Raw genomic sequence first — 21,384 nt, 5'->3', positions numbered from 1 at the left:
CTAGGCGGAAAGCCTCAGGATCACCGCGGACGATCCGGCGATGTGAGCCAAGGTGACCAGCACCGACCCGGTATGAAGCACGCCGAAACGTCTACGATTGCCCATGTCGGTCGCCCCGTTGATGGCCGGCATGAGGATTTGGCGCGCGAGGAGTGCCGTGACGGCGATGAGCCCCAAAATGAGAGCGGAGGTCCTATCGATGCTGGCTGTCAGCGCTGCGCCGAAGAGGGCGCACCCTATGACGAAAACGTAGAAGTGCGGGAAGGCGCGGCGCAGGAGCGGGCCTGCCGCGTCGGCGGGCAGGGCGCTAAACAAGAACGCGGCGAAGCCGAATGAGTACAGGATCATCCCGCCGAACAGGAGGGCGGTCAGGAGGATAGCTGTTTGCGAGAGCATCGGTTTCAAGCCTTATGATTTTCTGATCGCCCTTGCGGGTGGCGTTCGGTTCCCTCGGCCCCATCGATGCCGTGCTCCTTCCTCGGGAGAATACTCCCTTGCTTCACGAGCGAGGTGGGGGGCGACGCTCAGATCGAGTCTTTCAGTGTCTGTTTAGTGCAGGCAGTGAACACGTCGCTGATCGCCAAGTTGGCATGCGCGTCCATGCCCGAAGCGGCATTTAGGCAGGACAACACATCCTTGCGCGGAGCACCTCCTCCGCCGGATTTCTCCAACTGCTGCATAAGGCGGTCCCGGTCGACGCCCGGTGCGGCGCTCCAATCACGCAAAGTATCCTGCGGTTGCAAGGCCAGGGCTGGCGTTGCAACCGACGTCAGTATCAAAATCACTAAAGAGCGAACCGGCATCTTCGAGGCCCCTCGGTTAGGGTGGTCCAAGAACAATCAAAGTCCCCAACATTTGTTTGCATCACAGGGCGTAGTGACTAAGCATTGCTGAGGCGGGTTAGAACGAGAAACAATTTCTTCGCTAGCATCACCGGTGGCGAAGAGTGACTCGCCCTGGTCCTCCCTGGACAGTGAGCCATATTCCAGGTCGTGCCTGCACTATCTGTGAAGCCGAACCGCATTGACTATGCGCCTTGGCAGCGCACGTGACCTGCACGGGTACCCGGACCTATGACCGCTTTCGCGCAGCGCTGGCAGCAATCTGTAGGCCTACGTTGGGTCGAAAGCAGCTCCCCCCTTACGGATATCAAGCGCTCGGCTTGTAATCATAGCTTGGCTATCAGCCCTTCGTTGTAAAAGTCGTCGCCGGCTTCTGCTCACCACCGCCTAACCAACCGCGGACGGTGCCGAGGATATCGCTTGGAATTACCACCCACGACGGCAGGAAGCCCGATGCGCTGCCGTTCCAGCGGCCAGCGAGCGTCTGCCTTGCCTGCGCGTCCGACCGGCGGATCTCCATGTCGAGGATCCGCTCCTGGATCGGCAGCGTGGCAAGCTGCGCCTGGGCCGACTGCGCCCGCTTGTTGGCCATAAACGTATCGTCGATCGCCGCCTGGATCGCGGTATTCTCGAAGTTCAGCTCGTCGGCAAAGCCCAGCGTTGTCACGGTGATGCCCATCGGCGCGAACTGGTCGATTACAGCCTTCTCGACGGCGGCCATGATCTCGGCCTTCTGACGGATCGCGTCATCGGTCGAGCGACGGCCAAACTCCCGCGCGAGCGCTGCCTGCACAGTGCGATGGACGTTGCCGTCGACCACCTCGGCTAGCGATCGGCCGTAGAGGACCGAGGCGAAGCGCGCCTCGTCCGTGTCCTGGGCCGAGGGCTTGGTACCGAACCAGTACAGGAACTTGGCTGCGTCCTCTTCCTTTACGAAGGCGGAGATCACCACCGAGGTCGAGAGCCCGATCGAGTCGGCGGTCTCGAAGCGGAAGCCCTGATCGGCGGCCGAAGTGCCCCGGTTGGACGAGGTCGTCCACTCGCGCGAGACGGGCGTTCGGTCGACGATGATCAAACGCGCGGCTGGCACATAATAGTCTGACAGCGTGCCGGTGTTGGGCAGCTTGGTGTGCGGGATCTGGACACGCTTGGCCGCGACCTTGCTCTCGGAGAGGAAGCGCTCCGAGCCAAACTGCGCCTGCGTTGTCTTCGTGTCCCCGCTCTCCGGGATCACAAAGGCTGATTGGTTCGGTAGGATCTCGATGTACTCGCCGTAGTCGTACTTGCTGAAGTAGGCGCGCGCGGGCTCGGGCGCTGCGGCAGAGGCAAGGCCCAGGACCAAGACGGCGAGTGGCACCCGGCGGGCGGGAGCCAGCCAGATCACTGCTAGAACGGCGAGGAGTGCCAGGAACGGCAGCGTGGAGCCGCCGGCGAGGTCGGCCGCGATCTGCGTCTTCAACGGAGCGATGTCGCTGTCGGACAGCTGATCGACGGCGATGCGACCCGCGGTCATGGCGGCCTCGGTCGAGGCGAGCCGAGGCAGGCCGGCGAAAATGGCCAGGGCGCCGAGCGAGAGGCCGGCGCGGATGAGGGTGGACATGAGAAGTCTCGATCGTTCAATGCCCATGACGGGCGACGGCAATATCAGTGTTCGGGATACGCTTGCTCAGTGGGGCTTCAACGAAGCTCGGCCTTGAGCCGAGCGAGCGTCGCATGGAACTTTTCGCACCTGCGTAAAGGTTGCCGAGCGGGTCTGGTCAGGCTAGTCGCTCGCGGGTTGCAGCCCAGTCCCTCGGGTCGATCTTCCTGACATCCGGTAAGATCGGACTTTCATGCGTCCGCTTCTGGTGACCGAGGAAGATCAACCTTACGACAGAATTGGGTTGGTTGGAGAGCGTCTGCTTTCGTGGTCGCCCGCCTCCGAAGCGGACCGGCAGCTTTCGGCCAGACTCCGCCATGCCAGATCCCCGATGATCGCAAAAGCGGTCGTTCGGCTCTGCGCCCTTTGCCGCCGCTCTGCTGCCTTCAAACGCTGCTCCGAAGCGGATATACGATCCGACCACAAATGGGCAGCCCTGGAAAGCTGGCTGCAAGCGCGGCGCCGAGCGAGCGCTTAAACTACATTGGGTCTCAGTGCAGTTTGGAACCGCGGCACGTCACGTGCCTTCGACGCTCTGAGAACGCAGCCAGCGCGCGATCGCCTCGATCACATGAGCCTGCTCGGAACCGGTTAATTCCCGCCCCGTCGGAATGCCGTACCACTTGGCCAAACAGCCACGGCAGCACGTCGCCGTCGCATGCTGCGCCGTGAAGACCGGATGACCGCGAAAGGACGTCTGCTTGCCATCATTCGTCGGCGCGGCTGGCGCGAGGCGCCGTTTGACGAAGTCCCGTGCATGCTCGAGAACCGTCGGGAGACCCTTGTCGCGCAGGTAGTTCTGGTCGGCAGTCGCCAGCCGAAATCGCTGACGGAAGGCGGATTGCGGCAGGCGATCGAAAACGTCTTCAAGCGCTCGCATGCGCAACTACACTCGTTCAACCGCCGCGCATCTGACCGGCACGGCTCATCAGCCTACGCAGCAACCGATGCGCACACCAGAGTCTATCATGATTGGCACCGCGGGCTGGAGCCTGGCGAAAGCCTACGCGCCTCATTTCCCGCGAGACGGCAGCCATCTGGAGCGGTACGCGCAGCGCTTCTCGACCGTCGAGATCAACACGTCCTTCTACCGGCCGCATCGCATTGCGACCTACGAGAAATGGGCTGCTGCGGTACCGGCCGGATTTCGGTTCGCCGTGAAGGTGCCACGGGCAATCACGCATGAGCGGCGCCTGATCGATGTGGAAGAGGTCCTGGCCCGCTTCCTGGCTGAGGTGGCGGGCCTCGGACCGAAGCTCGGGCCGCTGCTGCTTCAGCTTCCGCCGAGTCTAGCGTTCGACAGGGCGTCTGCCGATCCGTTCCTGGCGACCTTCAGGCGGAGCTTTGCCGGCGACATCGTCTGTGAACCACGCCACGCGACTTGGTTTACGCAGGACGTCGATGAAGTCCTTTGCGAACTTGCGATTGCCCGGGTCGCTGCCGATCCCGCTCCCATCCCGGATGCAGGCAGGCCTGGCGGTTGGCTGGATCTCGCCTATTACCGGCTCCATGGCTCTCCGAGCATGTACCGTTCAGCATATGAGCCGCCCGTTCTCATCCAGATCGCCGAGCGCCTGCATCAGAAGAACGTCCAAGGAGGTCGGGCGTGGTGTATTTTCGACAACACCGCAGAGTTCGCGGCCATTGGTAATGCTTTAGAGACACTTGCGCTCTCTAAATCGGGCGAGCCACCACCAACGTCAATTATGGGTCGATAGGAGGTCGTCCGCTTTTCCGGCTGGCCGGCTCCGAAGCGGACTGGCTGCTTTCGGCCAAACCCTGCCATTCTAGACCGCGGCTTCGCGCCCAACCCGGACATCCTGCCGCAATGAAGTGCTTCCCGGAAGCGGACGTCTCGCTCGTCCGCGTGCATCTGCGCGTCAGCGTACCAGGCCCGCGCTCGACGACGCGCAGGCCGTTGGGGACGTTGGCACCACCTTCCTCTGCAGAGCCAGGCCGACGCCGCTCAGCGTCAGGACAAAGGCGAGCATCTGTCGAGATCCGATCGTCTCATGTAGCACCAGCGCAGCCGCGGCCGTGCCGATAATCGGCACCAACAGCATGCCCGTCGTCGCCATACTGGTCGGCAGCCGGCGTAGGGCGGCCTGCCAGCTAAGGTAGCAGAGCGCGAGCGGGCCGATCGCCATGTAGCTGATGCCGGCCAGGCTCGGCAGGCTCAGGCCCTTGATGTCGGAAGCCTCGGTGAACAAGCTGATTAGCGTCATCGCCAGGCAGCCGAGCCCGACCTGCCACGCGGTGAGTGCGATCGGTGGTAAGCCGATCGGCCTTCGCTCAAGGATCGTTCCCAGCGCGAACAGGATGGCAGCGGCCAGGGCGAGGGCGATGCCGGGCGCCTTCCGAAGGATCAGACCGGTTCCGATGCCGTCGACGAGGACGCAGATACCGAGGATGCCGAGTGCCAGGGCTGCGAACCCGCGCTGGTCCGGACGCTCGCCGCGCAGAACCCAGGCGAGAAGCACGGCCCAGACCGGCATTGAGTACGCCAGGAGCGCCCCCTCCGGCACGGTGAGCCATCTCAGGGACAGACCGGTGAAACCCATCCAGGCGAAGACGTTGATCGCGGCGGCGAGACCGAGCCGTCCGAAAAGAACGCGCGGCACCGTCAGGCGCTCACCGCGCCTGTAGGCGAGAAGGCCCAGTCCGGAGGCCGCAATGAGACCGGCGACGCCCCGCGCGAACAGCGGCGGCCAGTCCTGAAGGACCAGCTTGAGCACCGGCCAGTTCAGGCCCCAGCCCGTCGCCGTAGCAAGGAGGAAGAGCCGTCCGGCCTGCGTGCGTGTCAGATGAGGGAGTCGCACGAGGTCCGGGCTTCCTTATTTCTCGACGAAGGCCTTCTCGATCACGTAGTGGGCCGCCTCGCCGTGGTTACCTTCTTCGTAACCGCGGGAGGTCAGGAGCTCCCGGGTGTCGCGGATCATGTCGGGGCTGCCGCAGAGCATGAAGCGGTCGTTCTCGATCGCCATCTCCGGCAGGCCGATGTCGGAGAAGAGCTTGCCCGAGACCATCAAGTCGGTGATCCGGCCGCGGTTGCGGAACGGCTCGCGGGTCACGGTCGGGTAGTAGATCAGCTGCTGCGCGATCATCTCGCCCAGGAACTCATGGCGGGGCAGCGTCTCCGTGATGGTCTCGCCGTAGGCGAGCTCCTGCACCTGCCGGCAGCCATGGACCAGCACGACCTTCTTGAACCGGTCGTAGGTCTCGGGATCCTTGATGATCGACAGGAAGGGCGCCAGCCCCGTGCCGGTGCCGAGCAGGTAGAGGTGCCGGCCGGGCAGCAGGTTGTCGAGCACCAGGGTGCCGGTGGGCTTCTTGCCGATGATGATCGGGTCGCCAACCTTGAGGTGCTGGAGCTTCGAGGTCAGCGGCCCGTCCTGGACCTTGATCGAGAAGAACTCCAGCTCCTCCTCGTAATTGGCCGAGACCACCGAATAGGCGCGCAGCAGCGGCCGCCCCTCGACCTCAAGGCCGATCATGGTGAACTCGCCGTTGCGGAAACGGAACGCCGGATCACGGGTGGTGCGGAACGAGAACAGGTTGTTGGTCCAGTGGTGGACCGACAGGACGCGCTCCTCGTGAAACTTGCTCATGACTCTTTCGTCCTTACTCAGGCGACCGCCGGATCCGCATTCCCGAACGCTTCGAGCAGCTTGCCGTCGCGGCCGTCCCACGCCGCCGCGTCGCCGGCCGGCTCGGTCTTCTCGGAGATGTTGGGCCAGAGGTCGGCGTACTTGGCGTTGAAGGCCTTCCAGCCTGCCGTTCCCGGCTCCGTATCGGCCTTGATGGCATCGGCCGGGCACTCCGGCTCGCACACGCCACAGTCGATGCATTCGTCCGGCTTGATCACCAGCATTGTGTCACCGACGTAGAAGCAGTCGACCGGACAGACCTCGACGCAGTCAGTGTACTTGCAGCGGATGCAGTTCTCGGTGACGACGTAGGTCATGGCTTCACCCGTTGGCGCGGAGCTCAGAGTAGCGCGGCGAGATCCTGGCCCTCGACATCGATGGCTAGGCCCTTCATCGCCTCGGCGCTGACCTCCCCGCCCATCGCGCGGATGCTCTCCTCGCGGATCAGCGACATGAGCCCCCGGCGCAGGCCCAGGAACTCGGAGGACAGAGTCAGGGCTGGCTGCCGCGGTCGGGGCAGCGGCACCACGATCTCGGCCTTGATGCTCCCGGGACGGGCGGTCATCACGTAGACGCGGTCGGAGAGGAAGATCGCCTCGTCGATGTCGTGGGTCACGAACAGCACCGAGATCTTCAGGCGCTGCCACATGTTGGTGAGGATTTGCTGCATGATCAGCCGGGTCTGCGCGTCGAGGGCGCCGAACGGCTCGTCGAGCAGGAGGATGCGCGGACCGGTGGCCAGCGCACGCACGATGCCGACGCGCTGCTTCATCCCGCCTGACAGTCGGTCGGGGTAGTGGTTCTCGAACGGCGTGAGACCGGCGAGGCCTAGGAGCGTGCGCGCCTGTCGCTCGCGTTCGCCGCGCCTGAGTCCCTTCATCTTCAGGCCGAACTCGACGTTTTCGCGCACCGTCTTCCATGGGAAGAGTGAGTACTGCTGGAAGATCATGCCCCGGTCCGCGCTCGGCCCCGAGATCGCCTCACCGTCGACGGTCACCCGTCCCGACGATGGCTTGAGAAAACCGGCCAGGGCGTTGAGCAGCGTCGACTTCCCGCAACCGGATGGGCCGATGATCGATACGAACTCGCCGGGCTTCACCGTGAGTGACGTATTCGAGACGGCCTCGACGGCGCCTTCCATCGTCTCGTACCGCAGGCAGAAGTCGCGGACCTCGATCAGGCCCCGGCTCGGCTCGGGCATGGCAGGCTCCTCGATTGATGGGGGCGGGCATCCGCCGCGTGAGGCGACGCACCACGGAGGGAGGCGCGGTCGTCGGGCTCGTCGGGTATCCTACCGGGCGGAAGCCCAGGGCATGACGAGGCGGCCCACGAGCCGGATCGCGAAGCTCGAACCGAGCCCGAGCAACCCGATCGTGATCATGCCGAGCGCGATGTCTGGGTACTGGACCAGGGAGTAGGCCTCCCAGGTGAAGTAGCCGATGCCGAACTGGCCGGAGATCATCTCGGCGGCGATCAGCGAGACCCAGGCCACGCCCATGCCGACCGTCAGCCCGGTGAAGATCTGCGGCAATGAGGCTGGCAGGTAGACCTCGCGGAACACCGCTACTTCCCTGGCTCCGAGACACCGTGCAGCACGCACCAGCACCGGGTCGACCTGCACCATGCCCTGGAGGGTGTTGATCAGAATCGGGAAGAACGAGCCGAGGAAGGTGATGAAGATGATTGATCCCTCGTTCGTCGGCCAGAGCATGATCGCCATCGGAACCCAGGCGATGGCCGGGATCGGCCGCAGCACCTCGCAGATCGGGAAGGCAATCTCGCGCAGGAGGTGATAGCGGCCCATGAGGAGGCCGAGCGGGACGGCGACACCGCCGGCCAGGAGAAAGCCGAACAGGATCCGGCGGCAGGAGATGAGTACGTGGTCGCCGAAGACCGGGTTGTGCAGAGCGATCACCGCCCGGCCCACGACGTCCATCGGCGTGGGTATGTTCAGGAACCGCACGTAGAAGGTAACGCGGTTGGCAGTCAGATACTGCCAGAGGGCGACGAATAGGATGAGCGACGCGAGCCCGATCAGCGCGGCGCGGAACTCACCATGGTGCAGGCGAAGCCAGCGGCGGGTGCGTCCGGTCGTGGGTTGGGAAGACGCGGACGGCGGCGCGAGGGTCGCCGTCCGCGGCGGCTCGGGCTCGGCGGTGGACCGGAGGGCGACAGCTTCCATAAGGGTCTAGCCTCCCGTCACAGCGGCCTTGAGGGCCTCGTCGTAGGGCATCACCTTGCCGCCGCCCTGAGCCGCGGTTTCGGCATCCTGCTTCAGCAGGAAGGGCGCGATGCCGCCCTTGCTGTCGACCACGTAGAAGGCCTCGCGGGCGAACAGCTTGATGCCGCGGGCGGTGTCGAAGACGTAGGCGACGTCGACGGGCTGCCCCTTGGTCTTCATCTCGTTCAGCGCGCCGAGCGTGCAGGCGGCGCTGGAATAGGGCTGTATCGCGCCGCCTTTCACCCAGATCTCGCCGGCCTTACGCGGCTCGGTGATCGGCTTCTTGCAGAACGTGTCCTCGCCGCTCACCTCGTAGTTGGCGGTGCTCGCGCGCTGCTGCTCGTAGTCGAGACCGCGCTCGGCGAAGACCTTGCGCAGATACGCGTCGTCGACCCACGGGCCGACGTCGAACTCCTTGATCCGGTCGAGCTTCTGCAGGACCTTCACGTCCTCGCGTGCGGCGTCGATCAGCTGCGGCTTGATTGTGGGATCGATGGTCATGATCCCACCGGGCCCGAGGAAGATGTAGACCACCTCCTTGTCGGTGCCGGTCCACGCCGCGATCTGCTCGGCGGCGCGCTTCGGGTCTGCCTTGACCCAGGCGTCGGCGTCGAGCACCGCCTTGACGTAGGCCTCGACGATTTCGGGGTATTGCTTGGCGAAATCGGTGCGCACGACGACGCCGTGCCAGGTCGGCAGCTTGGTCTCGACACCGTCGAACACCTTACGGGCGAAGCCGCGGAACGGCAGCAGCTCGGCGAAGGGGACGAAATCGGCGTGCGCGTCGATCTTCTTCTCCTGAAGGTTGGTCGAACCGACCTCCGGGCTCTGGCTCACGAGGCGGAAGTAGGTGGCTGGGTAGCCCTTGTCCTGTAGCGCCTTCAGAACCATGCCGTGGGCGGCAGAACCGAAAGGCACGCTGACTACCTTTCCTTTCAGGTCCTCGAAGGAGAAGTATTCGGAGTCCTTGTTGACGACGATGCCATTGCCGGAACCGTAGAGGTTGTACGCCGCGACCGCGATCAGCTGCGACTTGCTCTCGGGATTGTTCTGGAAGGTGGCGCCGTTGACGACCAACGGGTAATCGCCCATGGCGCCGAACTGAAGCTTGCCGGCCATCATGCCGTTCGTGACCGGCGGCCCAGAGGTGAAGTTCTGCCAGTCGAGCTGGATGGTCTTGTCGGCGTACTTCCCGGTCCTGGGCAGGTACTTCTCGAGCAGCTTGAGCTGTCGGATAACCACCCCCACGGTCGCGGTGTTGGTCGTCGTGTCCTGCGTACCGATGCCGACAGTTAGGGTCTCAGCGCGGGCCGGCGTACCGATCCCGGTGCCGGTGAGTGCGAGAAGCGCGAGAGCGGATACTGATCCGAGCCCGGGGAACCGTCTTGCCATCGCCCGCTCCGTCATGTCGGTCCGATGCCGCAACGACATCGAGGGCATGATCGGACTTGGAGACGAGTTCGATCAAACACTGAGAGCGCGCGCGGGTCGATTAGTTGCGCAAAAAGGTTGTGTCGGCCCGGATGTGCTGTCGATTTGAGCGGGAAGCTTCGGATTTAAGCGCATTCCTCGCCGCCACGCATCTGCGCTAGGATCTCAGGGCGCAGCACGACGATCTGCGTGCGCCGTGTCGCAACGACCCCTTGCTCCGAAAGGCGCTTCAGGCTGATCGTTACCCATTGCCGGGTGGCGCCGACCATGTGTGCGAGGTCGGCGTGGGTAAAAGTCGCCGCGATTACGGTCCCGTCCTCCTCCGGCACGCCGTAGAGATCGCACAGGTGCAGGATGAGATGGGCGAGACGCTCCGTGATTGAGCGAGTCCCGAGCATCTGGGCTAGGGTCGAGTAGCAGCGGCCCTTGAAGGTCAGGCCGTCGATGACCCCGATCGCAAGCGTCGGGATCTGCGTCACGAGCTGCTTGAGGGCCTTGCCCGGCAGGTGTAGCACGCTGGAATTGCTCGCCGCCATGCCCGACCACTTGTGAAGGCCGGTGCCAAATACGTCGGGACCGCCGACGAAGTTGCCGGGGTACCAGTAGGCCAGCGTGATCTCGCGACCGGAAGGCGCCGCGTAGAAGACCCGGATGCGGCCGCTCTCGACGATCCAGATCCCGTCGTTCGGCGTCTCCTGCGTGAACAGGGTCGCGCCGCGGTAGAGTACACGGCGTCGCCCCTTCTCCATGACGAGGGCAAGCTCGCGTTCGGTCAATCCGTCGAGCAGCGGGCGCTGGCCAGCGCCAGGCCTGGGTGCCGCCTCGGACAGCAGAAGGGCGTTCGCCTGGGTGTGCAGCCCCGCCGGGGCCTGAGACGGGCGTATCGGCGCCGTGGTCTGCATCGCCATCTCCTGCGTCTTGCAGGGATGTCGCCGCAAACCCTGTACCAGCTCTAAACTATCCCTGATCGCATGCGGCGTCCCGCTGTCGGCGAGCCGTCCGTGAACGCCCTGCGGCGTCTCACCCAAAGGAGAGGGGCGCCGCATCAAACGTCGTCGGTTGGATTGGTCAGGGGCGTCCCTGGCAGCGCCCGATGGCCCATTGGATGAGCTTGCGGACGTCGGGATCTGGATCGTTGGAGGACGCCTCAAGGGCAGCGAGACCGCGTGGGTCGGCGATCTCGCCGAGGGCCGCGGCGGACTCCTTGCGCAGGTTACTCACCTCCGAAGTCAGTGCGCGCCCCAGGACTTCGACCGCAGCCGAGGCTTTGATCCGGCCCAGAGCGTTGGCGGCCTTGATACGGACCTGCCAGACGGGATCGTTCATCGCCGTGATCAGGGGGGGCGTCGCCTCGGGCAGCCGGATCTTGGCGCACGAGACTGCTGCCTCCTCGCGCACCTGCCAGTTGTCGTCAGACAAGCCAGCGATCAACGTGGAGACGCCTGGGCCACCGGGTCGCAGGAAGACCAGCGCCGCCATCGTCGCGCGCCGGACGGTCGGGTCGGGATCGCCTGCGGTGGCGATCAGCGCAGGCAGCGCTTCCTCGGCCTTGAGATAGCCGATGACGCCGAGGCCCTCGCGGCGAACCTCAGGCGCCGAACTCTGGAGCGCCTTCAATGCGGCCGACAGGGCATCCGGCAGGAGGAGCTCGCGCAGCGCCCGCAGGGCGGACGCCTGCACGAAGGGGTCAGCGTGCTCGGCGCGCTCGATCAGCAGCGGACCGCAGGTCGGCTCCTTCTTCTCGGCGAGGGTGTCGGCGGCGGTGCGCCGCACGGCCTCGTCGGCGTCCTCCAGGGAGCGCACCAGGCCCTCGACGACGTCCGCGCCGTCGTGCTCGTCCAGGGCCCTGGCGGCGGCAGCACGAACGGTGGCGTCCGGGTCGCCGAGACCCTTCAGAAGCAGGACCTTCGCCTCGGGGCCGACAGCCTCGGCGAGCTCCATCATAGCGACGCGCCGGACGACCGCATCGGCGCTGGCGCAGCGCTCGGCCACGTCATCGAGGTCGTCGTCGAAGGAATCGAATACGGGGCTCATGGTCGGCCTCAGCGCAGCAGGTACGGGATGTTGACCTTGACTGCGTTCGTCGGGCAGTCGACCTCGCACGGCATGCAGTACCAGCACTCGTCGTACTTCATGTAGGCCTTCTGCCGCGTCTCATCGATCGCGAGGATGTCGAGCGGGCAGACGTCAACGCAGACGCGGCAGCCCTTCTCGGCGATGCACTTCTCGTCGTCGATGACGACCGCGGCACTGCTGGCCTGATTGATGATCGGCATGGATCGATCTCCGGTTCTTGGGAGGGCTACTCGGCGGCGGCCGGCGTCTTGATGCGGAGCTGGTGGTAGGCGCTCATCTCCTCGGCGGCGACCGGCACGATGAACGGGTCGACCGCGCGCTTGGCGTGGGCCATCCGGCCCTGACCGTCCTTGAACAGGACGGTGTGGCAGTTCCAGTTCGCGTCGTCGGTTTCGGGGTGATCGACGCGCAGGTGGTAGAAGCCCCAGCGGCTCTCGGTGCGATAGAGCGAGGCCGCGGCAGCCATGTCGGCGCAGTCGAGGATCGTCTGCATCTCCAGAGCCCGGTGCAACTCGTGCGGGTCGCGGGCGCAGAGCAGGTCTAGGTCCTCGCGGATCTCGGCGAAGCGGCGCTGTCCAAGTTCCATCTTGGCCGTCACCTTCGGCGGCTCGAGGTAATCGTTGACGAGGCGGCGCGTCTTGAACTCCATCTCATGAGGCGTGAGGCCGTCGTCGCGCCGGGTCGGGGCCAGGACCCGCTCGCGCTCGGCGGTGATATCGGCCTCGTCATGGCCCACCAGGGTGTTGGCCGAGCAGTAGGCGGCTGCATCAGCGCCCGCGATGCCGCCGTTCACGAAGGCGCCGAGCATATAGTTATGCGGCACGCTCGCCATGTCACCAACGGCGTAGAGACCTGGAACCGTGGTGCGAGCATACTCGTCGACGAAGACGCCCGAGGCCGAGTGACCGGAGCAGAAGCCGATCTCGGAGATATGCATCTCGACTGGCCGGCGGCGATAATTGGTGCCGCGCCGTTCATGGAAGCGCCCGCGTGAGGGCCGCTCGTTCGAGTGGAGGATGGTTTCGATCTCCGAGATCGTTTCCTCGCGCAGATGGTCCATCTTTAGGAAAACCGGGCCGTTTCCGCCCTGCAGCTCACGCCAGAACTCGAGCATCATCTGGCCCGACCAGTAGTCACACTCGATAAAGCGCTCGCCCCGGTTGTTGGCCGTATATCCGCCGAACGGGCCGGTGACGTAGGCGCAGGACGGCCCGTTATAGTCCTTGATCAGCGGGTTGATCTGGTAGCACTCGAGGTTCGCGAGCTGTGCGCCGGCATGGTAGGCCATCGCGTAGCCGTCGCCGCAATTCGCCGCATTCTCGTAGGTGCCGAAAAGGTAGCCCGAGGCCGGCAGGCCGAGCCGCCCGGCTGCGCCGCAGGCAAGGATCACCGCCTTCGCCTTCACCACCAAGAATTCGCTGGTGCGGGTGTTGACCCCGATGGCGCCCGCGATGCGCCCGTCCGGACCTTTCAGCAGGCGGGTCGCCATGTAGCGGTTGGTCACGCCGATCTGGAGGCGGCGGAGCTGCCGGTAGAGAACCTTCTTGACGTTGTGCCCCTCGGGCATCGGCAGCACGTAGGTCCCCATGTGGTGGACCTTGCGCATGTTGTACTCGCCCGATCCGTCCTTCTCGAACTTGATTCCGAGCTTGTCGAGGTACTGGATCATTGGGAACGACCCCTGCGCGTAGGCCATCACCGCCTTCTGGTTGACGATGCCGTCGTTGGCGACGGTGATCTCCTTCACGTACTGCTCGGGCGTGGCGTAGCCCGGCACGACGGCGTTGTTCAGGCCGTCCATGCCCATGCTAATCGCGCCCGAGCGCTTGACGTTCGCCTTCTCCATCAGGACGACGCGGAGCTTTGGGTCGGCCTCCTTTGCCTTGATGGCGGCCATCGGGCCGCCGGTGCCGCCGCCGATCACCAGGATGTCGGTCTCGATGATCTCGGTCTTCGTCGAGGATTCGAAGGCGCTCATGGTAAGGTCTCGCGTCAACGGAGTGGCGACGCTTGCGCGTTCGCCGAGGAATCGGATCGGCAATTCAGGCGGCCTGCGCCGCGGCTGGCGGGCTGTCGACGGACTCAGCCGCGAGGGCGCGCAGGTAAGCCCACGGGAAGATCCCGCGGGCATGGCCGTCGGTGAACGCGATATGGATGGCATAGCCGCCCATGGGTTCGACGCAGGTGACCGCGATGTCGGCGAATGCGTCGGGGAAGCGTTCCACAGCCCGATCGCGGGTGCACCATGCGCACCGGCAACGAAGGCGCAGATGCTCAGCGGGCAGCGTCGCGGTCAGTCCGTCGCGCCAAATCAGTCTGAGCGAGGTTCCGCCGCGTGAGAGGGTCGCGGTGTCGGGGATTGCGTCGGGATCGAATGGAGGCGGGCTCGGAAGCTCGATCGCGCGGTTTGTCATACGCTCCTCCTCAGATCTCTTCGTCACTGAAGCTCAGGAGCGGTCTATCGGACAGCAATTAGTTGCCCGGAATTTCAGTCAGGCGGCAGCAGGAGAAGCGCATCACTCGTTCATGGTGCGCTCAGCGTGGCGTTGAGTGAGCTGTTCGCGGTCCCGGGACCAGACGCAACGCCGCCGACGCCGCTTCAGATCGGCCGGCGGAAGGATTGATCATCCTGGGAGCACTCCCCTCGACTTATCCGAGCTACGACCGACGCCTCAACCGACAAGCAGCCGTTCCGCTTTGCGCCCAATCCAGTCATTCAGCTGGATGTGACCACGTCCTGTAAGTGGACGCTACCGGATGCGATCTAACATTCGCATAAGGCCGGCTTATAGAGCGTGCTCGCGACTGATCACGTCCTAACTACAGCGCCTCACGGCTCGGCCAGCTGCCCTAAGGATACGCTTCCGTCTACGGTTTGTGCGAGCCTCATTGACGTGGGACATTTGCCCACATAAGGTTCGGGCGTGGCACGCTTTCCTTGGTCGTCTTCGCATGAACACCGGTTCGATAAAGCCCCTGACGGTTGTGAGTTTGAGGCAGTGGTCCAGCTCTCTTGGCTATCGCACGCTGACGAGAGCCCAGGTTGAAGCTAGGCTCATTGAGCATGCATTTTACAACGAGCTGATCATCGAGACGGCGTATGACCCGCCAAAGTCAGCACAGGCTGTGCGGGCTCGATTGGATCGCTGCACAGATGCACTGATGGATTTATTTGAGAGGCGGTGAAGCATAAGCTGATGAGCTCAGCGGTTTCTTCCTCACCACACCAGGATTAACTACGAAATAAAATGCGGTAGAAGCAGATGATTATGAAAAACAGAAACGGTTGTCGCCTCACAGTAGGTGAAATGTTGTGCGCCATTGCGGTCTGCGGCTGGGCAGCAGCTTTCGCCGCGCTTGATCGCCCGCCTCATCAAGCGCCGCCGATTGTTTCATACCTAACATTTACTGGATACCACGCGCGCTGATGGTAAACCCTTAGTCAGACCGGGAAGCTAGAAGAACTACGACCGCGGGCCGTTCGGACGGCTGCGGCACCGGCCAGCCGTGAGTGCCTAGCCAGCGCAGTCGCACACCTGAACCCGCCTGTCTCGGTCGGGGTGGCCACTCTCACACCAGGTGTCGCCCTCGGCGGACAACAGGCGCGCCGCGTAGCGTATGGCCACAGCCTCGATCGCCGGCGCGAACACGCCGATGATCCAGGGCATTTGCGCCTCGAACCACAAGCTGTCGTCGGCTACCGCGAAGTTGCCACTGACATGTTGCCCGAGCGCGCGAACGGTAAATGCCCGGCCATCCTGAGACCACTCTGCTACTTCGACGGCAATATGTTTCTTCCTTAGGCGCTGCAACGCCCAATCTAACTGCTCATCGAGTCGGCGGCGAACTTCAGTGGTGCCGAAATTGTGGGGGGCCGCAATGGTGATGTGCCTCGGCATCAATCTTCTCGTACTGAATGCCCACAGGCTGGTGAGCACATGTGAAGCGCTGTTCACCAAGGCCGGGCAGGCAAGAGGACATGGTGGTCGTCCCCAGCCTGCCCACTGCTCCCAGCAATGCGATCAGCTCTGAAAATCTAAGAGGAGAGCCGAGGCGTTGGAGCTGTTGTAGCTGTTGCCTTTTGCCCCATAGCTCGCGTTGCTCGTCTGAGATGCTTGGAGCTGCTGGAGGAAAGTAGAGAGAATATCGCTAGACGACGAGCCGGTCGACGATGTGCTGCTCGATGAGCTGCCGGACGCGGCATCGCCCGGCGGTGGACCGGGCGGCGGGCCTGGAGGCGGTCCATCGGTGTCGGAGACGCCACTCGTGGAGGCTGAGGCGGTCGTGCTCTGGCCATGGCTGGAGAACAGGTTTGTCAGCTCGGTAGCCTGATCGCTCGTGAGCGCACCGCTGCTGACCTGATCGGCAATCAGACTGTCGATCCGGCTCTTCATCGAGGACGGATCGAGCTTGGAACTCGTCGAACTGGTGCTGTCAGAGCCGGAGCTGCTGGAGGTCGATGACGTGCTGTCCGACGAGAGGCTCGAATGGATCGAGCTGAGCGCACTCGTCAAGGCAGTTGCGTCAGTGCTGCTGAGCGCGCCCGACGACACCTCACTGCTGATCGTCGAGGTCATCTGGTCTTGGCCGGTGCCTCGGGGCGGCGGAGGCGGCGGGCGTTGCGCGTAGAGCTGCGAGGTGGACGTGGAAGAGATACTACTCACGGATGCACTCAGGGTACGGAACTGCCGGAGGCGCCCGGCTGCGGGTCCGTGTGCAAATTACCCACGCGTCAGTTAAGACAGCGTTTCGCTGCCGGAATACACAACTGGCTTACATCCGGACCGCTGCCACGAACGACGCTGTGCTGATGGCCAACCTGAAGATTACCTCGGCCGGCCGGGTCCGCCCCCACCTGCGGCACCAGGGCCGCCCGGTCCGCCACCAGGCCCACCCGGCCCGCCACCAGGCCCCCCGGGCGCTCCGCCAGGAAAGCCCGGGCCGCCAATGCCTCGGTTGCCCAAGTTGCTAGATCCACCTCCGAGGCTGTTTGGGTTGTTGGAACCGCTCCCGCCCGGCGCATCGTCCGTCTCGGTTCGGGGGTCTACGCGAAAGACAGGTTGCTCCCCGCCCTCGGGCTTGGCACCGAAGCGCCCCGGCGCCTCCTCGGGCAGGCCGCGCAGGTCGAGCTGATCCCGCTCGCGCTCGAAGCGCGGGCCGTCCAGACGCGGTTCTTCGGGCTCCCTGCGCCCGTCGAAGCGTAGCCGGTCCACTGTGAGGCCGCCGCCCCGCGTTACGTTCGCGGTGATCACGGCGTGCACGCTGCCTGTCCGCGGCACTGAAGGCTCCGCCTTACCCGTGACAGCCAGGCCCGAACCGAGATCGAGCTTGGTACCCGCGCGACCGATATAGCCCTCGATGGATACTCGCTTCAGCCCCGGCGGGAACGGTAGCCCGACCTGGGCGAGGTTGGTCACACCGAGCACGCCATTGGCCGCAGCGCCGGTGACGACGGCGCGCTTGCCAACCGGCAGTGCTTCAGCGCCGGTCAGCCGCAGCCCGCCGATCATGACTGCGGCGCCGTCTCTGCGCACTGGACCAGCGACGCGGTCGGGCCCCGAGCTGCGCGGTTCGATCAGGCTGGCGACGATCACCCCGTCCGTCCGGCGCAGTCCGCTCACAGCGACCCGCGTGCCTGGCTTCCAGTCGCCAGTCAGCTCCGCCGTAGAAACCCGCTGGCCAAGCACGACCAGCCGCCCCGGCGCTGCCCAATCCACCGGCCCGACCACCTCGCTCGTCACCTCGATGCGCTGGGTTGCAAGACCTGCATCCTCGGGGCGAGCCACGACCTGCACGACCTGACCGATCTTCAGATCCGCTGCGGTGGCCTGCTCCCCGTCGATGCGCACGGCCACACCCGGTTGATAGGCAATGCGCAGGTCGTTCACGATGATCGAGCCGAACTGGCGGATCGTGCCGATTACCCCGGTACCACCGATGCCGCGGTCGCCTTCGCCCAGCGGAGACTCGGTTTGGGGATCCGTCCGCATCATGCCGGTACCGCCGATGCCCTGGTCGCGCGGCGCAGCCTGTCCTTGTGCCGTGCTCGCTGCGAGGGCGCTCTGCAGCAGTGGGGCCACGCCGGCGAGAAGGCGCAGGACGGACCGACGAGTAGGCGAGGTGCGCACCGGCCGGTCCCTCAGCGCTCGTCCGCAGGTTGGGCAGAGGGTGTCGCTTGAGAACTGGCCTCCGTGTAGATGTACAGGCCGAAGTTCCAGCGGTGATCGCCGCCCGGATCGGTCTGGCAGGCTGCGTGCGCTTCCCGGTTGGCCTGCTGCAGGGCCTCCATGGCGATCTCGCGCGCCCGCGCCTCGAGTTTGGTCGCGAGATCCTTGGAGAGCCCGTCGTAGTGGACGGCCCGCTCCAGGAAGCGCGGCCTGTCCCCGACGATGTTGGCCACGGCGGCCGCGATGTGGTCGTGCAGGTTGCGGCCGAAATAGTAGAGCTGCGGTCCCTCCGCGCCGTCGCCCCGCGGCACGTAGGCCGCCTCCGCCAGCACAATTCGGTCCTGCGCGTCCGTGAAGGCGAGGCCGCGGTCGAGCCATTCGTCGAGGACGGCACGCGGCCGCACGTCCCGGGTGATGCCCGAGACCAGGGTCTCGAAGGAAAACGTGCTGCCCTCGGCGGTTCGCGGCAGCGGCAGGGGATGACCCTGCGGATCGGTGAAGGCCGGGTCGGCGATCCAGCGGGCGATGATGCGGCTCGTGCGCGAGACTACGGTCGGCACGGCGCTGACCGGTGCGCCGGCACCGCGCAGACGCCGCACTTCCTTGCGGTGGATGCCGGTGAGCAGGGAGACGCGGCTGTCCGTCTGCTCCTTACCGGCGAGAGCGAAGTCGTACTCGGCGACGTTCACGTAGAGCTCACGCAGCAGGTCGGTGAGGGCCGGGAAGGTGATGCCGCGTGAGACCAGCAGGCGCACGAGCGGGCGGAGCAGCCGCGCTAGGGGCGCGTGCAGGCTGGCGCCGTTTCGCGGTATATCGGCAGTCTCGGACATGCCCTCATCGATATAGGAAGTGCTGTGGGAGACAATCCCACAGCGTGCGAGAACGCACGCACGCTCACGCTTTCCGGATTGACGTGGGATTTTTGCACACGTATCTCGTTGTCGTGGTCAAATTTCCCACGAATGCGGCGGAGCCGATGGCATGACGCTCGAAACACGCATCCTCATCGCGCAAGCGCTGCCGCCGATCAGACTCGCAGCCGTGTCCGCACGCCGCGCCGGCCATGACCAAGTCATGCTGCGGTTGCGACGCCTCATCTGCGTCGCCGCCGCCCTTGCCCTGCCCGCCCTCGGGATTACTGTCGCGGATACGGTCCACCGCGCCGGCGGAACGAGGGCGTCGCAGACCGCCGCTCCCGTCAACCCCTCAGACGGGACGGCGGTACCTTCGGGTGTCGTCACGCCCAAGCGCGCCGTGCGGGCCGTTCGGACGGCCGCGGCACCTGCCAGCCTCCCGCAGGTGCGCTCGTGATCACTCTTTCCGCGATCGGCCGCGACCCAGCGCGGCCGGCGGCAAACTGCGGCGGAGCCCCGATCCTCGATCTAGCGCTCTGCCTCATCCTCTCCGTGACCGTCGTTGGCCTGCTCCTGATGGCCCTCTGACCTCGCGGCCTGGCCGCTTTAAGACGAGATCTCTCATGACGACACCCTTCCGGGCCGCGCTCCTCGGCGCCGCGGCTGGCTTCATCGCGTTCAAGGCCCAGGCGGCGGACCTTCCCCACCGCGTGCCGCCGCCGCCCCCGCCATCGCTGCCGATCTTCACCTGGACCGGCTTCTACGCCGGCCTGAACGCCGGCTACGCCTTCCGCACGGGGAGCGGTGGCTACACCGACCCGACCTACGGGGTGGTGACGGGCGGCGGCCGGTCCGGTGGGTTCAGTGGCGGTGGCCAGGTAGGGTACAACTATCAGTTCACGCCCGGATCCGGCCTCGTGGTCGGCGTCGAGGCAGACATCCAGGGACTAGCAACCGCCAAGGCCGACGCGGCCTATCTTGGCACGACGCCCTACTACAGCGTCCGACCGAGCCTGGACTACTTCGGCACCGTGCGCGGGCGGGTCGGCTACGCCTTCGATCGGGTTCTCGTCTACGGCACCGGCGGCTTCGCCTACGGCGGTGGGTCACGATCAGCTTACGCCTCCGCCTACCCTTACACGCTGCCGGACACGACCCGGGCGGGCTACGCGGTCGGCGGCGGCATCGAGTACGCGTTCACGGAGAAACTCTCGGCCAAGGTCGAGGCGCTCTACCTCCACCTCGGGCGTGGTGCTGCGGCGGCGACGTACTACAGCGCCGGCACATCGGCCTACTACGGTACGGGGCGCGAGGATGCCGGCTTCGCCCTCGTCCGGGCCGGTCTCAATTACCGTTTCTGATCTAAAGGGACGACGTCGCCGGATCAGCCTGGACGGCCCGGTATCCTCGGAGCCGGAAGACCCCAACGCCCGCCACGTCTGTATCCGCTGGGCCGACGGAATGGTGGTCGGTCCCCGCACGGTGGTGTGTCGCAGTCGCGACATGCCCGCACAGCCGCGCAAGGGATCGACACGACCAGCCACGCGGCGGGTACGGCGAACGGCCGACCTCCCCGACAAAACCGAACACCATCCTCAACGCCTCGCGCCAAGCCGCTGAGGCGATTGTCCAGGCACGGGATAGTCATGCACGCTCGGTGGGTTCACACGCTCGTCGAAAAATGGCGAGTCAGGCGCTTGGTCCGCCGGCTTGCGGATGCGCACTGGTCCCAAATCCGGACTAATCTCGCCGCCGCCGCTGAGGGTAGCGTGCTGCTCGCCGGCAACTCGCATGCAGCGCTGATGGGCACACCGCAGATCGCTGGCCGGCCACCGTATATCAACATCGCTGCCGGAGGCCTTACCGCCCGCGGCTGCGTTGCACGGCTAGCGGGCCTCGATCCACCAGCCCGAGCAGCCGCTGTGGTGCTGTTCCTGGGTACGAATGACATCAAGCGCCGCTATCATCCGGAATGGGCGACCACAGGGCGACGGTTCGAAGCTGATGTGCGGCGCATCCTGTTAACCTTTCAGGAGTGGGCTGAGCATGTCTTCGTCGTCGCCATTCCCCCCCTAGGTCCCAGTGTGACGGATCGCGATCCTGCTGCCATAGCGACCTTCTCGGATCGCCTTGTACGGATTTGTGCGGAGGGCGATTACATCTTTTTCGACCCGTTTGCGGCAATCCGCGCTCCCGGCGGATGCCTCGCAACATCAGGGCTCTTCGCTGACGGCATACATCTCGCCGAATACTCAGTGTTGACAGCCGAAGTCGACCAGTTTGTTGGGTCCGTTCTTGATAGCAAGCGCTGTCCCAGCAGTGGGCGAGCGGTAGGCACGCTCAGCGCGGAAAATTTGTACCATAATCTGGACAGCCATATAGTGCCGCTAACGGCTGTCGGTCCGGGCACGGGTGCCTATGCTGCGCGTTAACAGGATAAGGGCGTGCTCAACCGCGCCGGCTTAAAATACAAGTTCGGCTCGTACTAAGCGACGCCGCAACCGAGC

The 21,384-nt window shown here is 65.0% G+C and carries 24 protein-coding genes; 5 read left to right on the top strand and 19 right to left on the bottom strand.

The window, feature by feature from the left end:
• From OXS27_RS25440 to OXS27_RS25425, 4 genes are all read right to left on the bottom strand, one after another.
• Entirely contained in the window at nucleotides 1-396 is a 396-nt protein-coding gene (locus OXS27_RS25440) for a DUF4149 domain-containing protein (protein ID WP_267359702.1), read from the bottom strand.
• Nucleotides 397-524: 128 nt separating this feature from the next.
• Complete coding sequence (locus tag OXS27_RS25435) at nucleotides 525-803, bottom strand: hypothetical protein (RefSeq protein WP_267359698.1); 279 nt, start codon at nucleotides 801-803, stop codon at nucleotides 525-527.
• A gap of 379 nt (nucleotides 804-1,182) precedes the next feature.
• Nucleotides 1,183-2,442: an SPFH domain-containing protein gene (locus tag OXS27_RS25430; protein WP_267359696.1), complete on the bottom strand. Its 1,260-nt coding sequence runs from the start codon at nucleotides 2,440-2,442 to the stop codon at nucleotides 1,183-1,185.
• Between the two features lie 556 nt (nucleotides 2,443-2,998).
• A complete protein-coding gene (locus tag OXS27_RS25425) occupies nucleotides 2,999-3,361 on the bottom strand; it encodes a DUF4186 domain-containing protein (protein WP_243926178.1) in 363 nt (120 codons plus the stop codon).
• 67 nt (nucleotides 3,362-3,428) lie between these two features.
• Here OXS27_RS25425 and OXS27_RS25420 point away from each other — a divergent pair, with 67 nt between their 5' ends.
• Nucleotides 3,429-4,199: a DUF72 domain-containing protein gene (locus tag OXS27_RS25420; protein WP_267359700.1), complete on the top strand. Its 771-nt coding sequence runs from the start codon at nucleotides 3,429-3,431 to the stop codon at nucleotides 4,197-4,199.
• Between the two features lie 162 nt (nucleotides 4,200-4,361).
• Here the strand turns inward: OXS27_RS25420 and OXS27_RS25415 are convergent, their stop codons facing one another.
• The 13 genes from OXS27_RS25415 to OXS27_RS25355 form a co-directional block, all read right to left on the bottom strand.
• On the bottom strand, nucleotides 4,362-5,300 hold the full coding sequence (locus tag OXS27_RS25415) for a DMT family transporter (protein WP_267359693.1): 939 nt from the start codon (nucleotides 5,298-5,300) through the stop codon (nucleotides 4,362-4,364).
• Between the two features lie 15 nt (nucleotides 5,301-5,315).
• Nucleotides 5,316-6,089 carry a ferredoxin--NADP reductase gene (locus tag OXS27_RS25410; RefSeq protein WP_267359691.1) on the bottom strand — a complete coding sequence of 258 codons (774 nt, stop codon included), beginning with the start codon at nucleotides 6,087-6,089 and terminating at the stop codon, nucleotides 5,316-5,318.
• Nucleotides 6,090-6,106: 17 nt separating this feature from the next.
• Entirely contained in the window at nucleotides 6,107-6,445 is a 339-nt protein-coding gene (fdxA, locus tag OXS27_RS25405; RefSeq protein ID WP_243953614.1) for a ferredoxin FdxA, read from the bottom strand.
• Nucleotides 6,446-6,468: 23 nt separating this feature from the next.
• Complete coding sequence (locus tag OXS27_RS25400; protein ID WP_267359689.1) at nucleotides 6,469-7,329, bottom strand: ABC transporter ATP-binding protein; 861 nt, start codon at nucleotides 7,327-7,329, stop codon at nucleotides 6,469-6,471.
• Nucleotides 7,330-7,419: 90 nt separating this feature from the next.
• The gene (locus tag OXS27_RS25395) at nucleotides 7,420-8,310 is read right to left on the bottom strand and encodes an ABC transporter permease (RefSeq protein WP_243953612.1); all 891 of its coding nucleotides are present in this window, start codon (nucleotides 8,308-8,310) and stop codon (nucleotides 7,420-7,422) included.
• Nucleotides 8,311-8,316: 6 nt separating this feature from the next.
• A complete protein-coding gene (locus tag OXS27_RS25390; RefSeq protein WP_267359687.1) occupies nucleotides 8,317-9,741 on the bottom strand; it encodes an ABC transporter substrate-binding protein in 1,425 nt (474 codons plus the stop codon).
• Nucleotides 9,742-9,905: 164 nt separating this feature from the next.
• Entirely contained in the window at nucleotides 9,906-10,682 is a 777-nt protein-coding gene (locus OXS27_RS25385) for a Crp/Fnr family transcriptional regulator (protein ID WP_267359685.1), read from the bottom strand.
• Nucleotides 10,683-10,848: 166 nt separating this feature from the next.
• Nucleotides 10,849-11,814, bottom strand: a complete 966-nt coding sequence (locus OXS27_RS25380; protein ID WP_267359683.1) for a HEAT repeat domain-containing protein — start codon at nucleotides 11,812-11,814, stop codon at nucleotides 10,849-10,851.
• A gap of 8 nt (nucleotides 11,815-11,822) precedes the next feature.
• Nucleotides 11,823-12,056, bottom strand: a complete 234-nt coding sequence (locus tag OXS27_RS25375; RefSeq protein WP_149312599.1) for a ferredoxin family protein — start codon at nucleotides 12,054-12,056, stop codon at nucleotides 11,823-11,825.
• Nucleotides 12,057-12,082: 26 nt separating this feature from the next.
• The gene (locus OXS27_RS25370; RefSeq protein WP_267359679.1) at nucleotides 12,083-13,834 is read right to left on the bottom strand and encodes a fumarate reductase/succinate dehydrogenase flavoprotein subunit; all 1,752 of its coding nucleotides are present in this window, start codon (nucleotides 13,832-13,834) and stop codon (nucleotides 12,083-12,085) included.
• A gap of 64 nt (nucleotides 13,835-13,898) precedes the next feature.
• A complete protein-coding gene (locus OXS27_RS25365; RefSeq protein WP_267359677.1) occupies nucleotides 13,899-14,270 on the bottom strand; it encodes a DUF971 domain-containing protein in 372 nt (123 codons plus the stop codon).
• Nucleotides 14,271-15,371: 1,101 nt separating this feature from the next.
• Complete coding sequence (locus OXS27_RS25360; protein ID WP_267359675.1) at nucleotides 15,372-15,755, bottom strand: polyhydroxyalkanoic acid system family protein; 384 nt, start codon at nucleotides 15,753-15,755, stop codon at nucleotides 15,372-15,374.
• A 123-nt stretch (nucleotides 15,756-15,878) separates the two neighbouring features.
• Complete coding sequence (locus OXS27_RS25355; RefSeq protein ID WP_267359673.1) at nucleotides 15,879-16,250, bottom strand: hypothetical protein; 372 nt, start codon at nucleotides 16,248-16,250, stop codon at nucleotides 15,879-15,881.
• Nucleotides 16,251-16,266: 16 nt separating this feature from the next.
• Here OXS27_RS25355 and OXS27_RS25350 point away from each other — a divergent pair, with 16 nt between their 5' ends.
• On the top strand, nucleotides 16,267-16,485 hold the full coding sequence (locus OXS27_RS25350; RefSeq protein ID WP_267359671.1) for a hypothetical protein: 219 nt from the start codon (nucleotides 16,267-16,269) through the stop codon (nucleotides 16,483-16,485).
• A 197-nt stretch (nucleotides 16,486-16,682) separates the two neighbouring features.
• On the opposite strand, the gene OXS27_RS25345 is transcribed toward OXS27_RS25350, so the two are convergent.
• Nucleotides 16,683-17,984 (bottom strand): DUF5666 domain-containing protein, encoded by a 1,302-nt coding sequence (locus tag OXS27_RS25345; RefSeq protein WP_267359669.1) that lies wholly within the window; start codon nucleotides 17,982-17,984, stop codon nucleotides 16,683-16,685.
• Nucleotides 17,985-17,995: 11 nt separating this feature from the next.
• Nucleotides 17,996-18,853: a DUF6502 family protein gene (locus OXS27_RS25340; protein ID WP_267359667.1), complete on the bottom strand. Its 858-nt coding sequence runs from the start codon at nucleotides 18,851-18,853 to the stop codon at nucleotides 17,996-17,998.
• A gap of 151 nt (nucleotides 18,854-19,004) precedes the next feature.
• Between OXS27_RS25340 and OXS27_RS25335 the strand changes: the two genes are divergently transcribed.
• From OXS27_RS25335 to OXS27_RS25325, 3 genes are all read left to right on the top strand, one after another.
• Nucleotides 19,005-19,334 (top strand): hypothetical protein, encoded by a 330-nt coding sequence (locus tag OXS27_RS25335; RefSeq protein WP_267359665.1) that lies wholly within the window; start codon nucleotides 19,005-19,007, stop codon nucleotides 19,332-19,334.
• A 166-nt stretch (nucleotides 19,335-19,500) separates the two neighbouring features.
• Nucleotides 19,501-20,238, top strand: coding sequence for an outer membrane beta-barrel protein (locus OXS27_RS25330; RefSeq protein WP_267359663.1), 738 nt, complete (start codon nucleotides 19,501-19,503; stop codon nucleotides 20,236-20,238).
• A 408-nt stretch (nucleotides 20,239-20,646) separates the two neighbouring features.
• Nucleotides 20,647-21,309 carry an SGNH/GDSL hydrolase family protein gene (locus OXS27_RS25325; protein ID WP_267359661.1) on the top strand — a complete coding sequence of 221 codons (663 nt, stop codon included), beginning with the start codon at nucleotides 20,647-20,649 and terminating at the stop codon, nucleotides 21,307-21,309.
• Nucleotides 21,310-21,384: the final 75 nt, after the last annotated feature.

This window comes from Methylobacterium sp. GC_Met_3, assembly GCF_026540775.1.
In the GTDB taxonomy this organism is placed as follows: domain Bacteria; phylum Pseudomonadota; class Alphaproteobacteria; order Rhizobiales; family Beijerinckiaceae; genus Methylobacterium.
The sequence above is the reverse complement of the archived record's forward strand: the minus strand, read 5'-3'. Positions and strand labels throughout refer to the sequence as shown.

Bases quoted from the DNA above. Each gene is read 5' to 3' on its own strand.
- OXS27_RS25360 (WP_267359675.1), bottom strand. From the start codon at position 15,755: ATGCCGAGGCACATCACCATTGCGGCCCCCCACAATTTCGGCACCACT.
- OXS27_RS25335 (WP_267359665.1), top strand. From the start codon at position 19,005: ATGACGCTCGAAACACGCATCCTCATCGCGCAAGCGCTGCCGCCGATC.
- OXS27_RS25390 (WP_267359687.1), bottom strand. From the start codon at position 9,741: ATGGCAAGACGGTTCCCCGGGCTCGGATCAGTATCCGCTCTCGCGCTT.
- OXS27_RS25375 (WP_149312599.1), bottom strand. From the start codon at position 12,056: ATGCCGATCATCAATCAGGCCAGCAGTGCCGCGGTCGTCATCGACGAC.
- OXS27_RS25435 (WP_267359698.1), bottom strand. From the start codon at position 803: ATGCCGGTTCGCTCTTTAGTGATTTTGATACTGACGTCGGTTGCAACG.
- OXS27_RS25410 (WP_267359691.1), bottom strand. From the start codon at position 6,089: ATGAGCAAGTTTCACGAGGAGCGCGTCCTGTCGGTCCACCACTGGACC.
- OXS27_RS25430 (WP_267359696.1), bottom strand. From the start codon at position 2,442: ATGTCCACCCTCATCCGCGCCGGCCTCTCGCTCGGCGCCCTGGCCATT.
- OXS27_RS25330 (WP_267359663.1), top strand. From the start codon at position 19,501: ATGACGACACCCTTCCGGGCCGCGCTCCTCGGCGCCGCGGCTGGCTTC.
- OXS27_RS25340 (WP_267359667.1), bottom strand. From the start codon at position 18,853: ATGTCCGAGACTGCCGATATACCGCGAAACGGCGCCAGCCTGCACGCG.
- OXS27_RS25440 (WP_267359702.1), bottom strand. From the start codon at position 396: ATGCTCTCGCAAACAGCTATCCTCCTGACCGCCCTCCTGTTCGGCGGG.
- fdxA (WP_243953614.1), bottom strand. From the start codon at position 6,445: ATGACCTACGTCGTCACCGAGAACTGCATCCGCTGCAAGTACACTGAC.
- OXS27_RS25400 (WP_267359689.1), bottom strand. From the start codon at position 7,329: ATGCCCGAGCCGAGCCGGGGCCTGATCGAGGTCCGCGACTTCTGCCTG.
- OXS27_RS25420 (WP_267359700.1), top strand. From the start codon at position 3,429: ATGCGCACACCAGAGTCTATCATGATTGGCACCGCGGGCTGGAGCCTG.
- OXS27_RS25370 (WP_267359679.1), bottom strand. From the start codon at position 13,834: ATGAGCGCCTTCGAATCCTCGACGAAGACCGAGATCATCGAGACCGAC.
- OXS27_RS25365 (WP_267359677.1), bottom strand. From the start codon at position 14,270: ATGACAAACCGCGCGATCGAGCTTCCGAGCCCGCCTCCATTCGATCCC.
- OXS27_RS25355 (WP_267359673.1), bottom strand. From the start codon at position 16,250: ATGAAGAGCCGGATCGACAGTCTGATTGCCGATCAGGTCAGCAGCGGT.
- OXS27_RS25395 (WP_243953612.1), bottom strand. From the start codon at position 8,310: ATGGAAGCTGTCGCCCTCCGGTCCACCGCCGAGCCCGAGCCGCCGCGG.
- OXS27_RS25425 (WP_243926178.1), bottom strand. From the start codon at position 3,361: ATGCGAGCGCTTGAAGACGTTTTCGATCGCCTGCCGCAATCCGCCTTC.
- OXS27_RS25380 (WP_267359683.1), bottom strand. From the start codon at position 11,814: ATGAGCCCCGTATTCGATTCCTTCGACGACGACCTCGATGACGTGGCC.
- OXS27_RS25385 (WP_267359685.1), bottom strand. From the start codon at position 10,682: ATGCAGACCACGGCGCCGATACGCCCGTCTCAGGCCCCGGCGGGGCTG.